Raw genomic sequence first — 16,081 nt, 5'->3', positions numbered from 1 at the left:
TTACCACAAGTTCCAACCCAAAATATTGATTTCTAGTACAACACCTTGTGGTTTTGGGTTTTGCGAATTTGGCAGCAACCAGCCGCTACATATTTGAACGCGTTTAGAGATGTTGTACATGCCTCCGATAACAGCCGCACCTTCATTGTTCGATCCCGAAATCCAATCGCTCATAAGATAAAAGCGTTTAGATAGTTTAAACTCGTAGCCAACCAAAACGCCTGTATCGTTGCCATTGCCCAAAAACATCCGATTGCCGTGATACAAACCAACTGCAACTTTTGAACCTTCGCCAATTTTGTGACTTAGCAAACCGTAACTAAAAAAATTCAGGTTTTTGTTGTTGAGTTTATTACTCAGGTTCCAACCAATTTGCGTGCCTGCATTGAGGTATAATTTGTCGGTTAATTTAATTTGTTTTTGCAACGAAGCCAGCAAATTTGGGTACACGGAGCCGCTGTTGGCATCGCTGTTGTAACTCAAACGCCAATCTTCGGTAAAGTACGCGCCTTTACCTACCAAATTAACACCGGCATCCCAACCTTTGCCTAAACCATACACAAAGTGTCCTTTGCTTTCGAGTTTGTGTTGATAAACGTTTAGCTGATATTGATAGAAAATCTTTCCTTCGGGTGTAATATCACCAGACGGAATGTTGAATAAATTTTGTTGTGCGTACAGCGAAAAAGAGCTTAAAGAAAAAAGGAAAGTGAAAAAGAAAATACTTGAAATTCGATTAACACGTGACAATGTTGTTTGTTTTTAGTGCTGCAAAATTAAATCCCGATTTTCTTCAGAACACATCATTTAACAAATCTTATACAGGCGTTTGCGCATATTTTTTTCCAAATGCCTGAATTTTTCCAGACAGAATTTCTTTTCCTGTTTTTTTGCTTTCGGAAGCCAATTGTTCGTCGGTTTTTAGTGCGGCAAACGATTCGTTTTGGATTTGCTCGTAGGTTTTTTCGAGTAGTTTTAATTCGCGAATTTGTTCTTCCACGCGCGATTTAACGGCGAGTTCGCTTTCTTCCAACAGATAATCGTAGGTTCCTTTTGGTGCGAGTAGTTTTGCTAAAATCGGTGCGGTTTCTACACACAAGAAAAGAAGCATGATAAACAGCGACGGCATGGTTGGCAAATCGTTTAAAGCACGGATGCGCGCCATGAGTCCGTCGTACTTGTTAATGATCGGTTTTCCTTGTGCGATTTTCTCTTCTTGTTCGGTTTCGAGTTTTTGTTTATTCTCGTTTAGTGTTGCGAGTTTTGCTGCTGTAATTTTTCGCAACGAATCGAGTTCGGATTTAGCCGTATTGTGTTTGGCGATTTTCTCTTTAAACACCGGACCTTTCCCGATTTTAAGTGTGCCTTTGGTTCCTTCGGCTTCGGCGATGTAGGTGCTGTACAAATCGTTTACCTCTTTTTCTTTGGCGGCAAGTTGCGCTTTCAGGCTGTCGGTTTCGGCTTTGTTATCATTCAGATTTGCCGCAAAATACGTTTGTACTTCTTTTTTGTTTTGAAGTGCGAGTTTATTTTGTTCGGATAGTAAAACCGCGTCGATTTCTTTTTCGAAGATTTTAATTTCGAGTGGTTTTGAAATTACGACTGCGATGATTAACGCCAGCACGAGTCGTGGAACGGCTTGTAGAATTTCGTTGGTAAAGCTGTCACGTTTTTTGAGTGTAGAAACAATGTAGCGGTCGAGATTAAAAATGAGCGAAGCCCAAACCAAACCAAAGATTACGGCTGGATAGATGCTATCGAACACCGTGAATAGTGCGTAAGTAGCGGCAAGAAACGCCATTACTGCGGTAAAGAAAACGGTGGCGCCAATTCCCACGTATTTGGTTTGTTCGCCTTCGCTGCATTTATCGAGCAGCTGACGGTCGGCACCGGAACACAGAATAAAAAATCGTTTTAACATGATTGATGAGATTGATGATGCACGAAATACAAATAGCGCGCCAAATTTTTTTGCACATTCATTACAACCTGAGTTCGATTAAAAATTTTTGTCAGATCGCTTGAAATCAACGAATTGTAAAATCATATAGCAATGGAAAGAAACAACATCCACGCTAAACAGATAAACGGCTGCCTACTTCGTTAGATTTTTTTGCGATACTACAGTATCCCAATAAAAATCTGCCTTGTATTCAACCATTTATCTGTTTTCTGACCGCAATTTTTAAATCGAACTCAGGTTTGCAGCCCCGATTGCAATGGAAAGGCAAGGCAGTTTGGGCAGACTGCGGTTTGGCGGAAAAGAGCGACCAAAGGAAGCTACTTTACTGCCTTAACCGAAGCTGCCCAAACAACTTGACTTGCAATGAAAAGCGGGAATTGCTGCCCTAAAAAATCTGTAAATTATTTTAACAAACCACCGCCTGAATTTATTTTATCGGTGTTGATGTCGGTGTTGTCTTTTTGCAATTTAAGGTTACCGAAATTATAGGTTAGCGAAACGCGGAACACTCGTGAATCGCGCTTTTCGTAGAAAGTTGAGCGAATATTTTCACCGGGAATTAGGGCTGTTGTTTTATTGATGTTGAACAAATCGAAACAATGCACGCCTAATTTTAACCTTTTGTTCATAAAATCGCGGTTGAGTGAAATATCGAACTGTTGAATTGGTTCTGTAACCTTATAAATTTCCCAAATTCCTGTTGGAACATAGAAATAATTAAGCGTTGAAACGATATCATACGGCAATTGAATTTGCGCTTGACCGCCGTACGTAAATACTCCGTCGTTTTTAAAACCTGTTGAAAATCCGTCGGTTGTAGTTTTTTGATACGCGATATTGGCGTAGATGTAGTTCATTTTATCCGGATTTGCCATTCGGGTATTGAACTCGTTTTTACCTTTAAAGATGTAATCGAGTGGAATAGGGAAATTGATGTACGACGAGAATGTTTTAAAGCGATCGATTTGCACGAACGTTCTGTTGGCAACGAGTTCGCCGGGTTCGGCAGCGATTACAAACTGATTGGCATCTTTAGAAACGCTGTAGTTTACACCCAACTGAATGTAGTTGAAAGCCGAGAATGTAGCGCTGAAGTTGTCGAAGAATACGGGTGCGAGCAGCAAGTTTCCTTCGCTGGCGTTGTAGCGGTTAAAAAGCGAGTTGTTGTTTGGATCGATGTTGGTGTATCCGGGCTGATTCACTTTTCGGTTGTACGACGAGTTTAGATTTAGCTGATCGTTGAAGCGGTAGTTTAGGGAAATACTCGGAAACAAGTTGGTGTTGGTAAATTTAATTTCGTTGGCAACGGTTGATGCATTGCGGGTTACGTTAAAATCTTCGAAACGAATACCTGCTGTAAACGAGAATTTCTTGATGCTTTTGGTGACTTGGGCATAGAAAGCGAGGTTGGTTTCGAGGTAGTCGAAATCGATCGCATCGGTGAAAGTTCCGTTATCAAAGATGTCTTCGTTGGTGCTTTCAAAATTGTAGCGACCGAAGTTTGTTACCTTTAAGTGATTGAATTTACCTCCGGTTGCGAAATTGAGTTTTAGTTTGGTAATTGGGAGGTTGAAATCGTACTTAAGATAGTAGTTGTACAGATCGAAGTTGAGGTCGCTGTTGTTAAAGGTACGTGCGCCGTCTTCTTGAGAAACCGACTTGTTCATGGGTGTTCTTCCGAAGTAATTTCCGTAGGCGATAACATCGACGGTACTTCCGATGGTGTCGAGTTTGAGTTTGTACTGTGTACTGGCTTCGTGGAAATTGGTTTTTTCCTTAGTAAAGCCGTTGTTTAGGAAGTCGATTCCGTTGCCTGTAGCTGTATTGGTTGTGTTGTTGTCGTCTTTAGAGGTCGACATGTTGTAATTGAACAGCAAGTTTGATTTATCGTTTATGCGGTAATTCAGACCGGTTCTCCAATACAGGTTTCGGTTGGTCGTTTGTGTAAAGTTTTTCTGATCGAGCGTAACCGGTGGCGTTAAAGTAGTAAAGGTTTGTGTGCTGTTATTTTGGTTTTCGCTTTCGATGTAGTTTACACCGAACATGGTTTGCCAGCTTACGTCTTTAACTTTTCCGTTAAGTAGGATTTGCGGGCTTGGTTTTTGGTACTCGTTGAAATTGTAATTGATGTTAAAGCTTGCGTTAACACCTTTCATTTTGCGTGAAGCGGTAACGATATTGATGATAGATCCGCTGGCATTTGCGTCGAATGCAGCGCCCGGGTTATAAATAAGTTCGATTTTTTCGATAGCGCCCGCTGGCAAACTGTTAAGGTAGTTTTCTAAATCCTGGCCTGTTAAGGTGCTTGGCGCTCCGTCGATGTAAATTTGAACGCCGCGTCCGTTAAGTGTGAGTCCGCCGCCGGGCGATTTCACCACACCGGGAATACGTCGAACCGCGTCCATGGCATTACCGGAATTGAGCATGCCGTTGTCTTTTACGTTGACGGTTGTTTTATCGGGATCGATTTTAATGAACTTCTTTTGTTTGGCGGTGATGGTAACTTCGGCGAGTTGCTGCGTTTTTGTTTCGAGTTTTAATTCGGGCAAAGTGATGGTAGTTTCGCCGGGTTTGACTGTAAATTTTTGCGACTGAATGGGGCTGTCGAGTGCGGTAACGTCGATTACGTAGTTGCCCGGTTCCAGATTTAGTTCGCGTTCGATTTTACAGCCGAGTACGTTAAAGATAATGGGCGAAGAACCGTCGGCTCGCGCGAGCGTTACGGTTCGAAGTTCTTCGTCTTTTTCACAAGAGAGGTTAGAAAGCGGTGTGTTAACCGTAATTTTAACCGGCGTTTTCTGTGAAAACACACTGGCTGAAACGAGCAAAAATAGCCCTAGTACGAGTGATTTCATAAGGATTGATTTGATTGATGATGTGGAATAGACGCTGCGCCGCAGAAAATGTTACAGCTTTTTTGAGATTTTTTTAGCAAGTATTTTTATCTGTCCAAAAACGGAATAAGGGGTAGGGTAGCAGCTGTTTTGGAAAAGAAAGTAAACGGAGAAATATGCTATTCAACGCGAGGTCGATATAAAAACCGAAGTTAGAAATCGTTCAAATGGTATAACAGGCGTGTTTTTCTTTTGGATACCGAGGTTTCTAAAAAAATACAACAAAGGAACCGACTATTTAAATGGTTAGCTTTTGAAAAAGTAGAAAGGAGAATTTCTCTCAATGAAGCTAAAAAGTTCACGTGAAGCGAGCTAAAAAAGGTTTTTATGTTGAACTCAGGTTATTTAGATAAAAATGGAGCTTTCATTGAATACCTGCTAGCACTAAACTTTCGGCAAACAATTGATTTTTAAACGTGTAATAAATTAGCTGACACAGGTTTTTAAGCACAAGTTGTTTGCCCAGGAACAACATTTAGCTCTTCTTCAATTGCTTGATATCTTTTCGTAAATCGAGCAACACTTCTTTTAAATTCACGTTCGAAAGATCGTCGGGAATGGCTTCTTTGGTCGTGATGCTGCAACCAAACTCCCAAATTTGAATAATTTCGGAAAGCTTGATTTTATACGGCGCGTAAATAACGTTATCTGAAGCCACGGTAATGCTGTCGTCTTCCTTGTCGGCTAAGCGTTTGTAGGTAATCCCTTCGTTAGCGGTAACCACAATGTACGTTTTCCCTTTTCTGATTTCGCCCAAATTATCGATATAGCGCCCAATTACATACGTATTGTCGTTGTGCGGCGGCATCGAATCTCCCGAAATCGGGAACGCCCGATATTTCCCAGGACCCAAAAACGGAATCGAAATTTGCGGTAAACTCTCAATGTATTCCGGATCGCTGTAGCCACTCAAATAGCCCGCTCGTGCCCGATGCGACACCAACTCGATGCTGTTTCTTCCGAACGAATCGACCGTAATGGGCAAAACAATTTTATTGTCGTCGAGCTTAATCAACGACTCAATGTCCACCTTCTTCACGTCGAGCGCCAGCAGCAAATCAATGCTAATGTTGTACAAAGCGGCAATACGCCTAAGCACATCGTAAGGCGGTTCTGCTTTTCCTTCTTCATATTTAGCGTATCTGCCGCGTGTAATGAACAGTGCTTGCGCAACCTTGTCTTGCGACAAGTTTTTCTTGATGCGTAAGTGGCGAATGTTGTCTCCGAAAAGGGTCATAAAATTGAGATAATTTATAGCAACAAATATACAAAAGTTTGCTACAAATCGTATTAATTTTGTTCGGTACAAAAAAGAATGGTTATGATAGAACGAGCAATTGTACATATGGATTTAGACGAATTTTTTGTCTCTTGTGAGAAACGAAACAACAGTCAACTTGCTAATATTCCGTTAATTGTGGGCGGTGGCGATCGAGGTGTGGTGGCTTCTTGTTCGTATGAAGCGCGGAAGTTTGGTGTGCGTTCGGCCATGCCCATGCGAATGGCACTTAAACTGTGTCCGGATGCGAAAGTAATTCGCGGCGACATGGAACTGTACTCCAAACTTTCCCGAGAAGTAACGCAAATTATAGAAGAAGAAGCGCCACTTTTTGAAAAGGCCAGCATCGACGAACACTATCTCGACATCACCGGAATGGATCGTTTTTACGGCTCGTACAAATGGACCACAGAGCTTGCGCAGAAAATTGTTCGCGAAACCGGTTTGCCCATCAGTTTTGCACTTTCCGTAAACAAAACCGTTTCCAAAATCGGAACCGGACAAGCCAAACCCAAAGGAAAAATCCAAATTCCGCAATCCGATGTGCGCCACTTTCTCGATCCGCTTCCCATTCAAAAAATTCCGATGTTGGGCGATGTTACCTATCAATTGCTGTCGCGAATCGGTGTTCGAAACATCAAAACCTTGGCAGAAATGCCCGTGGAAGTCTTGCAGCAACTCATCGGAAAAAACGGCATCGAAATTTGGAAGAAAGCCAACGGTATCGATTACAATCCGGTGGAACCCTATCGCGAACGCAAATCGCTTTCCACCGAACGCACATTTGAACAAGACAGCATCGATATAAAAGCCATGCGGTCTTTGCTTACCGCGATGTGCGAAAAGTTAGCACACCAATTGCGTACCGAGCAGTGGCTTACTTCGTGCGTGGTCGTGAAAATCAAATACGCCAATTTTGATACCGAAACCCGGCAAGCTTCGTTGCCTTATACCGCTGCCGATCACGTAATCATTAAAACGGCGCACGAACTCTTCGAAAAAAATTACCAACGGCGCATGCGCGTTCGTATGCTCGGCGTAAACTTAAAAGGTTTGGTGCACGGCAATTATCAAATCAATCTTTTTGAAGATACGCTCGAAATGTTGGCGCTTTACCAAGCCATGGACAAAATCAAACTCCGATTCGGATTTAAAGCTGTAGGTCGCGCCGAAACCATCCTTAAAGACAATTTGTAATGTACCTCAACTGCCACTCGTTTTACAGCCTTCGCTACGGAACCATTCCGCTGGAAGAATTGGTAAACCTTGCCGTAAAACAAGGCGTTAAGGCTTTAGCACTAACCGACATCAACACCATTACAGGTATTTACGACTTCAAAAAAGCCTGCGATCAAGCCGGAATCCACGCGGTAGTTGGTGTCGAGTGTCGTGCCAATCACCAACTTAAATTCATTGCGCTGGCACAAAATACTAACGGACTTACCGAAATCAATCGGTTTGTAACGCATTGCAATCTCAACAATATCGAAATTCCCGATCTAGCGCCCGATTTCAAAAACGTTTTTGTGATTTATCCGCTCGAAAACCAACCCGATACCCTACGCGATTTCGAATTTCTAGGTTTCAAACCTTCGCAAATTTCACAGTGTTACAAATACGATCGTGCCTTTCTCAGCGCTCGAGCCGTGGTCTTGCAACCCGTAACGTTCCGAAATAAAACAGAATACGAACTGCATTGCATTCTTCGAGCCATCGACTTAAACACCTTGCGTTCCAAACTACAACCAAACGATCATGCACATTTTTCCGAACAACTCGTACAACCGGCACGTTTAGAACGCTATTTCGCCGATTATCCCGAACTCGTTGCAAACACATATAAAATACTACAAGCTTGCAGGTTCGACTTCGAATTCAGAACACCTAAAAACAAGCAAAACTTCACCGGAAGCAAAGCAAGTGATGCGAAACTGCTTCGAAAGCTCGCCTACGAAGGTCTGGAAAAACGCTACGGCGCCAAGCATGAAGCGGCACAAGCCCGAGTCGAAAAAGAACTCAAAGTAATCGACGAGCTGAACTTCAACGGCTATTTTCTCATTACGTGGGACATCGTACAATTCAGCAACAGTCGGGGTTTTTTGCACATTGGTCGCGGCAGCGGAGCCAACAGTATCGTGAGTTACTGTCTCGGAATTACAGATATTTGTCCCATTGAACTCGATTTGTACTTCGAACGTTTCCTGAATTTGAATCGGAAAACACCGCCCGACTTCGACATCGATTGGTCTTGGAAAGAACGCGATACGATTCTCGAATACATCTTCGAAAAATACGGCCCCAATCATGTGGCATTTTGCGGAACCAATGTCGAATTCAAATACCGTTCGATTATCCGAGAAGTGGGAAAAGTGTACGGACTCCCCAAAGAAGAACTCGATTTCCTGGCTACGCATCCGCTTACAGTGCACGATAAAAATCAAGTAGTTCAACTGGTGCACGAATTCGGAACCTTACTCGAAAAATACCCCAACCAACGCAGCATGCACGCCTGCGGTATTTTGATTTCCGAAGAACCCATCACCAACTACAGCATTTTGGAACTGCCTCCCAAAGGTTTTCCAATTGTACAGTTCGACATGCATATCGCCGAAGATGTGGGTTTCGATAAATTCGATATTTTGAGTCAGCGCGGCATCGGGCACATAGACGATTCAGTAAAATTAATTGCTAAAAATCAAGGCATTACCGTGGACATTCGAGACACACGCTTGTCGAAAAACGAAGCAAAAGCCAACGAATTTTTGAGTCGCGGGCAGACTATCGGTTGCTTTTACATCGAAAGTCCAGCTATGCGTGGCTTGTTGCGCCGACTCAAGTGCGACAACTACAAAACGCTCGTTGCAGCCTCGTCGATTATTCGTCCGGGTGTCGCCCAATCGGGTATGATGAAAGAGTATATTTTCCGACACAATTTCCCAGACAAGTTCGAGTATTTTCATCCGGTTTTCGAACAGCAGCTCGGCGAGACCTACGGAATTATGGTGTACCAAGAAGACGTGATCAAAATTGCCTTACACTACGGCGGTTTACCCGCTACCGACGGCGATGTGCTACGCCGAGCCATGAGCGGAAAAGGACGTTCGAAGGCAGCATTGCAAAAAGTAAAAGACCATTTTTTTGAATGCTGTGCTAAACAAGGTCATCCGTTGGAGTTGAGCAAAGAAATTTACCGACAAATCGAATCTTTCGCAGGCTACTCGTTTTGCAAGGCACACTCGGCTTCGTATGCGGTCGAAAGTTACCAAAGTTTGTACCTTAAAGCCTACTTTCCGATCGAGTTTATGGTGGCCGTAATTAACAACCAGGGCGGCTTTTACCGCACCGAGGTCTATGTGCACGAAGCCCGAATGGCAGGAGCGCAAATCGAAAATCCGTGCGTAAACAACAGCGAAATTCAAACCACTGTTTACGGAAAAGTGGTGTACTTGGGTTTTATGCATTTGGAAGGTTTACACGCTAAAGTAGCGGCCGATATCGTTGAAAATCGCACGCAGTTTGGTGCGTTTCAATCGCTCGAAAATTTTATCGAACGCATTCCCATCGGCATCGAAAATCTACAAATTCTCATATTTATTGGGGCGTTTCGCTTCACCAAACTTTCCAAAAACGAGTTGCTTATCCGCGCCCGCATGATTTTAGTGAACTTTAAACCCGAAGACCGCAACTGGAAACTACTTGCCGAGCCCATCAAGCCTTTTAAACTTCCGGACTTGCCGCGCAGTGTTTTTGAAGACGCCTTCGACGAGATCGAACTGCTCAACTTTCCGGTGTCTTGTAGTCCGTTTGACTTACTGAAAACCAAGTACAGAGGCGATGTGCTGGCGCGCGATCTGAACGCCTACCACAAAAAAACGGTGCGCATGTTGGCGTATCTGGTTTCTCGAAAACACGTTCCTACCAAATTGGGGTCGATGTATTTCGGAACTTGGATCGATGTGGAAGGTACTTTTTTCGATACGGCACATTTTGCCGATTGCCTACAAAAATATCCGTTTCAAGGCGGCGGCTGCTATTTGTTGCTGGGCTTTGTGGAAGTCGATTACCACTTTCCCACCATCACCGTTCAAAAAATGGCCAAGATGCCGTTTATTCCCGATCCGCGATTTTCGGCAAGCAATTCCCGAGCGTACACAACGCAGCAAAACATGCGCGAAGACGTGAGCCTCACGCACCGAAAACCCTATCCGCAGGAACACGAAATAAATTTACCGAGACAACGGATGAAGGTTTAGGCGCTTTAAATTGCTTGCAAATACGTAGATTCGGCTTTGTGTTTTTCCATTTGTAATATTGCAATATTACCTCGCGTAATATATTTGTAAATCAATTATTTAATAAAATTTAGTGCTTAAGAATTTCACTAATATTCATCGAATCTAATTCTAACGCCTACTTTTTTAATTTGGGCGTTTCGGCGGCTCATTCAGTGGAAATATGCGAGAAGCCGCCGCCGGTTGCTTGCTGCAATAAAAACGCCAAATCGCTTTTCGGCTAGGCAGTAAACGGGCTTCCGCTGGTCGCCGTTTAAAAGCAAAGCCCATAAATCATTTCGAAAAAAATTGGTGTAAGCAAAACAACACGCCAAGCCTCAATAGCGCTTTGGCGTTTTTATTTTCGCGCCGCCACCTAACGCGAAAAACGTTACCGGCGTTCGTTCCCGAGCATAAAAAAACCCGGCGATTGGCCGGGCGTGGTATTACTTCTCTTTGTTAACCTTGGTAATGTACTTTTCCAAAGCCATCGTCATCGAAGGAGCTTCCGGCGATGGCGCCATAATGTCGACACGCAAACCGTGATCCAAGGCTTCTTTTTGGGTAGTCGATCCGAAAACTGCAATGCGCGTGTTGTTTTGTTCGAAATCCGGGAAGTTCTTAAACAATGATTTAATTCCCGTCGGACTAAAAAACGCCAGTACATCGTAGTATACATCGGCCAAATCCGACAAATCGCTCATTACTGTTTTGTAGAACGTGGCTTGTGTCCAATCTACTTTCAAACTGTTTAAAACCTGCGGAGCATCGGCATTTAATTGATCTGATGCAGGTAACAAGAATTTTTCGTCTTTGTATTTTTTAATTAACGGCGACATGTCCACAAAATCCTTCTGACCCACATAAATTTTGCGCTTGCGGTACACCACGTACTTCTGTAAGTAATACGCAATGGCTTCCGACTGGCAGAAATACTTGAGCGTTTCTGGGATTTTATATCGCATTTCTTCGGCAACACGGAAAAAGTGATCTACCGAATTCTTACTCGTCAAAATGATTGCTGTGTAATTGTTGAGGTCAATTTTCTGCAAACGAACATCCTTTGCACTAACACCTTCAACATGAATAAAAGGCCTGAAGTCAATCTTTACTTTTAACTTTTGCTGAAGCTCAAAATAAGGGGAATTTTCTACCTTAGGCTCAGGCTGAGAGACCAAAATTGTCTTCACTTTCATACTAGAAAATTTGTAAATTTTAACTTCTTATAAACCAAGAATAAATAAAAAAATAGGGCGCTATTTCAAGAGCGCAAAGATACAAAATAAAATAAAACACTTTTCGGCTCAATACGTTTTGATAAATCTTCAAAGAATTGAAGTACGTAAGCACGTTTATTGCGATAAACAAGCCCAAAACAATGTAAATGACTGTATTTGTGAAATTATCAAAGTAGAACAAAACGATGTTTACCGGAAGCAATAACAATCCGAGATAGGTTCGGTAACTCACTTTTTGCAAGTTAAAGCCGTCTACAATTTCATCAATATTAAATGCGGCACCTATGATTTTCTCCGTAAGGAACTTGCCCAAAACAAACACACTCAATAACGTAAACAACCGAATAAACATCACGTAATCGTAGCGCGAAGCCAAACCAAAATAGCTTAAACAAAGTTGTATAAAATAACTGATCGATAACAACTGAACCACAAACAAGGCTATCGTAAACCAGTTCATCAAGTTCGACGGATCTCGGTAAATTTTTAGGTATTTGTCGTTTACCAACAGCTTTAAAAAGTCGGAAAATCGACCCGAAAAGTTGGTTTTTACTACTGTAATTAAAATCAAGCACAACAAAAAGACTAAGGTAACCCAGTCTTTTGCAGCTAAAATGCGCTCTTGAAATACTACAGCCGCTATCATGCCGCAAAAGTACATCATTTAAAGCTTCTTTTATTATCAAATTATTATGATTATGCCCGAACAAATCGTTTATTTTTGCCCCGTAACTTGAATCAAATGCCGGCGGCTCTCGTAATTATACCGACATACAACGAAATCGAAAACATCCATCCGATTATTCGGGCTGTTTTAAACCTACCTGAATCCTTTCACGTACTCATTGTCGATGATAATTCGCCCGACGGAACCGCCAACGCTGTTTGTGCGCTGCAACAAGAATATCCAGACAACTTATTTTTAGAATCCCGACAGGGAAAAGCCGGACTCGGCACAGCCTATGTACACGGTTTTAAATGGGCGCTGCAACATAAATACGAGTACATTTTTGAAATGGATGCCGATTTTTCGCATAATCCGAACGATCTGCAGTATCTTTATAAAGCAGCACGCGAAGGTTCAGACGTGGTAATTGGCTCGCGTTACATCACCGGCGTAAATGTCGTAAACTGGCCGTTGAGTCGGGTATTGCTGAGCTACTTTGCCTCAATGTATGTGCGTTTCATCACCGGCATGACCATCAGAGACGCCACCGCGGGCTTTATGTGTTACAAAGCTGCGATGCTCGAGAAAATCGATTTCAACCGCATCAAATTTGTGGGCTACGCCTTTCAAATCGAAATGAAATACCGCGCGTATTGCAAAAATTTTAAAATAACCGAAGTACCAATCATTTTCACCGATCGCGCCAACGGCGTATCAAAAATGAGTGGTTCCATCATAAAAGAAGCCGTATTTGGCGTCATTAAACTTAGAATCAGACACTTGTTTAACCGCTTGTAAACCATGAACACAACACTTATCAAGAATGCAAGAATCGTAAACGAAGGACGTATCCTGGAAGGCGATTTGCTTATCGAAGGTGGTTTAATCGCGGAAATCGGAACGTCCATCTCTGCAAAAACCGCCGCCACAAAAATTATCGATGCGGGAGGAAACTACCTCATCCCAGGTGCCATCGACGATCAGGTTCATTTTAGAGAACCCGGATTAACGCACAAAGGCAATTTATTCACCGAATCGCGCGCAGCAGTTGCCGGCGGAATTACTACGTTTATCGAACAACCCAACACCGTTCCCAACGCCGTTACGCACGAAATTCTCGAACAAAAATACGCTCGTGCCGCCGAAACGTCGATTGCAAACTACTCGTTTATGCTCGGCGGAACCAACAACAACCTCGAAGAAATTTTACGAACCGACTCCGAAAAAGTAGCCGGACTCAAATTATTTCTCGGATCATCCACAGGAAATATGCTCGTTGATGACGACTTTGCTCTCGAACGTATCTTTTCTTCAACTCCTTTACTCATCGCCACACATTGCGAAGACGAAGGAACCATAAAACGAAATCTCGCACAGTACAAAGAAATGTACGGCGACGATATTCCCGTAAAATACCACCACCTCATTCGCAGCGAAGAAGCCTGTTACCTCTCTTCTTCAAAAACTGTGGCTCTAGCGCAAAAAACGGGCGCACGATTGCATGTGTTCCACCTAAGTACAGCTAAAGAAATGGAACTTTTCACCAATAAAATTCCCTTGGCTGAAAAGAAAATTACAGCTGAAGTATGTATTCATCATTTGTGGTTTTCGGAAGAAGATTACGACACTAAAGGCAATTTCATTAAATGGAATCCGGCAGTGAAAACGGCTGCCGATCGCGATGCGCTGTGGAAAGCTTTGCTCGACGATACCATCGACGTTATTGCCACCGATCATGCGCCACATACATTAGAAGAAAAATCGCAACTCTATACCTCGGCACCTTCCGGCGGACCGCTCGTACAGCATGCCGTGGTAGCGATGTTTGAAGCCTACCATCAAGGAAAAATATCGATTGAAAAAATCGTTGAAAAAATGGCGCATAATCCGGCTATTTTGTTCAAAATCAGAAATCGCGGTTTTATTCGCGAAGGTTATGCGGCCGATTTAGCTTTGGTGGATATCGGCTCACCGTGGACCGTGAAGCGCGAGAACGTTTTGGCCAGCTGCGGTTGGTCGCCTTTTGAAGGACAAACATTTAAATCGCGAATAACGCATACTTTTGTGAACGGAAATCTGGTGTACAAAAACTTCAAGATTTTAGAAGCCGGTTTGGGTAGTCGCTTATTGTTTGATCGCTAATATGAAAAAACTCGTTATTGTTTTATTGCTGGGTACGTGGCTGTATGGATGCCAATCGAGTTCTGTTCCGGAACCTGAAAACCTCATCGACGAAGAGGATATGGTAGAAATTTACTACGATATGCAGGTTTATCAGGCCATTGATAACAGCATGCCCGGAAAATTGGCGGAAGAAAACATTTTATTGCCGGAATCGGTTTTCAAAAAACACCAGGTTACAAAAAAGCAATTCGAAGACAGCGATTATTACTACGCGCAAAACATCAAAAAGTACAAGAAGATTTTTGAAGAAGTAAAAGCTAAACTGGAAGAAAAGAAAGAAAGCTTGAAAGAAGTGCCCCAAAAGCCGCTTCCGAAACCAAAATCTTAATTTTTGCTGTAAAATTCGGTCATAGTAGCCACCGTAGTGTCTATGTTTTCGAAGGTAAAGTCGAGCTGTTCTCGCACACTGTCGTTGCTGTACTGATCGAGGCTCAGGGCCGAACGTACCATAGCAAAACTCAAGCGTCGGCGTTTTAAACCAAACAAAGCAGGTAGGTATTCGAGTACCGAAGCGGTCCAGAGCATGCCGGCAGAAAGCTGTTTGTTGACTGTAGCCAATTTTGCTGCTGCTCGGATTTTATTGCCGATTTCGAACACACTATAGTTTCCGGCGCTCAGGATAAATCGTTTTCCGTACAGTTGTTTTGCTTCGAGTTCTAGTACGGCAGCAACCACATCGGTAACCGACACAAAAGCGGTGGTTCCAGGAGGAAATCCGTAGGTGTTTTTCGTAGCAAATTTTGTTAGTAAACGGCCGGAATTTGTTCCGAAACCAATTCCTAAGATAACACCGGGATTTACGATTAATACGCGCAAACCTTCTTGTTCGCCGCGCCAAACTTCGATTTCGGCACCGTATTTTGAAATGGCGTAATCGCTATTTTTTAACTCTCGATTCCATTCAGCTTCTTCGTTAATGGGTAATTCGGGCAGTGGCATGGCACCAAGCGCGGCGATACTGCTCACATGAATAAATGTTTCGATACCCAAATGCAAGGCACAGTTTACCAAGTTGGCCGTTCCTTCAATATTGATTTTCAGCAACTTTTGATAGTCTTTTGGCTCAAAACTCACAAATCCGGAACAGTTGTAAAGGGTGGAAACGCCTGTTAATGCCAATTCTAAACTCGGAACATCGGTAATATCGGCGTAACGCCAATCGATTTTATCGAAATCAGCACTCCGATTTTCGTAATCAAAAAGTGCTTTGGTGCGTGCTTTTTTATCCTGGTTTCGATAGGTTGCCAAAACCCGGTTGTGCGTAGCAGTGAGTGCTAACAGCAAATGCGTTCCTACAAAACCCGTTCCGCCAACGACAATTTTCATAGTGTAAAAATACGAGTTTTAGGGGAATAGTTTTGTACGCATGCGTTTTGCTTTTTTGGGAAAATGATTTCCGGTTGGAGCTTGCCGGCGCTTTTTCGGATGCCGTGAAAAGAAATGCGTGTTTGGAATTAGGTTGAGGAGTTTGGGCGTTAGGAGCTTAATGTTGGAGCACAATGTTTCGCAATGTTTTTTCTCAATGGACACAATGTTGCCTCGGGCAGGCTCAGGCTCCGGCGAATAGTGGGTTGAGGAGGCGACA

The 16,081-nt window shown here is 43.0% G+C and carries 13 protein-coding genes; 5 read left to right on the top strand and 8 right to left on the bottom strand.

What is annotated here, in order from left to right; all coding sequences use genetic code 11:
- The 4 genes from Q0064_RS11570 to Q0064_RS11555 all read right to left on the bottom strand — a co-directional run bounded on the left by Q0064_RS11570 (position 1) and on the right by Q0064_RS11555 (position 6,094).
- Positions 1-750, bottom strand: coding sequence for a hypothetical protein (locus Q0064_RS11570; protein ID WP_298148384.1), 750 nt, complete (start codon positions 748-750; stop codon positions 1-3).
- Positions 751-817: 67 nt separating this feature from the next.
- A complete protein-coding gene (locus tag Q0064_RS11565) occupies positions 818-1,921 on the bottom strand; it encodes a DUF4407 domain-containing protein (protein ID WP_298148383.1) in 1,104 nt (367 codons plus the stop codon).
- A gap of 443 nt (positions 1,922-2,364) precedes the next feature.
- Positions 2,365-4,818 carry a TonB-dependent receptor gene (locus tag Q0064_RS11560; RefSeq protein WP_298148382.1) on the bottom strand — a complete coding sequence of 818 codons (2,454 nt, stop codon included), beginning with the start codon at positions 4,816-4,818 and terminating at the stop codon, positions 2,365-2,367.
- Between the two features lie 514 nt (positions 4,819-5,332).
- Positions 5,333-6,094 (bottom strand): LexA family transcriptional regulator, encoded by a 762-nt coding sequence (locus Q0064_RS11555; RefSeq protein WP_094486090.1) that lies wholly within the window; start codon positions 6,092-6,094, stop codon positions 5,333-5,335.
- Positions 6,095-6,181: 87 nt separating this feature from the next.
- On the opposite strand from Q0064_RS11555, the gene dinB reads away from it, so the two are divergent.
- A complete protein-coding gene (gene dinB, locus Q0064_RS11550; RefSeq protein ID WP_298148444.1) occupies positions 6,182-7,333 on the top strand; it encodes a DNA polymerase IV in 1,152 nt (383 codons plus the stop codon).
- Positions 7,333-10,389, top strand: a complete 3,057-nt coding sequence (gene dnaE, locus Q0064_RS11545) for a DNA polymerase III subunit alpha (protein ID WP_298148381.1) — start codon at positions 7,333-7,335, stop codon at positions 10,387-10,389. The genes dinB and dnaE overlap by 1 nt, the downstream gene beginning before the upstream one ends.
- A 464-nt stretch (positions 10,390-10,853) precedes the next feature.
- Here the strand turns inward: dnaE and Q0064_RS11540 are convergent, their stop codons facing one another.
- A complete protein-coding gene (locus Q0064_RS11540; protein ID WP_094486087.1) occupies positions 10,854-11,603 on the bottom strand; it encodes a uroporphyrinogen-III synthase in 750 nt (249 codons plus the stop codon).
- Between the two features lie 19 nt (positions 11,604-11,622).
- Positions 11,623-12,309 carry a DUF4271 domain-containing protein gene (locus Q0064_RS11535; RefSeq protein ID WP_298148380.1) on the bottom strand — a complete coding sequence of 229 codons (687 nt, stop codon included), beginning with the start codon at positions 12,307-12,309 and terminating at the stop codon, positions 11,623-11,625.
- A 78-nt stretch (positions 12,310-12,387) separates the two neighbouring features.
- Between Q0064_RS11535 and Q0064_RS11530 the strand changes: the two genes are divergently transcribed.
- From Q0064_RS11530 to Q0064_RS11520, 3 genes are read left to right on the top strand one after another with little or no spacing between them, the layout of a single operon-like run.
- Positions 12,388-13,110, top strand: coding sequence for a polyprenol monophosphomannose synthase (locus Q0064_RS11530; RefSeq protein ID WP_298148443.1), 723 nt, complete (start codon positions 12,388-12,390; stop codon positions 13,108-13,110).
- A 3-nt stretch (positions 13,111-13,113) separates the two neighbouring features.
- Positions 13,114-14,454 (top strand): dihydroorotase, encoded by a 1,341-nt coding sequence (locus Q0064_RS11525; RefSeq protein WP_298148379.1) that lies wholly within the window; start codon positions 13,114-13,116, stop codon positions 14,452-14,454.
- A 1-nt stretch (position 14,455) separates the two neighbouring features.
- Complete coding sequence (locus Q0064_RS11520) at positions 14,456-14,824, top strand: DUF4296 domain-containing protein (protein WP_298148378.1); 369 nt, start codon at positions 14,456-14,458, stop codon at positions 14,822-14,824.
- Here Q0064_RS11520 and Q0064_RS11515 read toward each other — a convergent pair.
- Both Q0064_RS11515 and Q0064_RS11510 read right to left on the bottom strand, forming a co-directional pair.
- Positions 14,821-15,822, bottom strand: coding sequence for an NAD-dependent epimerase/dehydratase family protein (locus Q0064_RS11515; RefSeq protein ID WP_298148377.1), 1,002 nt, complete (start codon positions 15,820-15,822; stop codon positions 14,821-14,823). The two genes, Q0064_RS11520 and Q0064_RS11515, sit on opposite strands and share 4 nt — an antisense overlap.
- An 18-nt stretch (positions 15,823-15,840) precedes the next feature.
- A partial coding sequence (locus Q0064_RS11510; RefSeq protein WP_298148376.1) for a hypothetical protein occupies positions 15,841-16,081 on the bottom strand: 241 nt, incomplete at its 5' end.

Origin of the sequence: Flavobacterium sp. (assembly GCF_027490375.1) — a bacterium.
GTDB lineage: Bacteria > Bacteroidota > Bacteroidia > Flavobacteriales > Flavobacteriaceae > Flavobacterium.
This window is presented reverse-complemented; position numbering and strand designations above follow the sequence as displayed.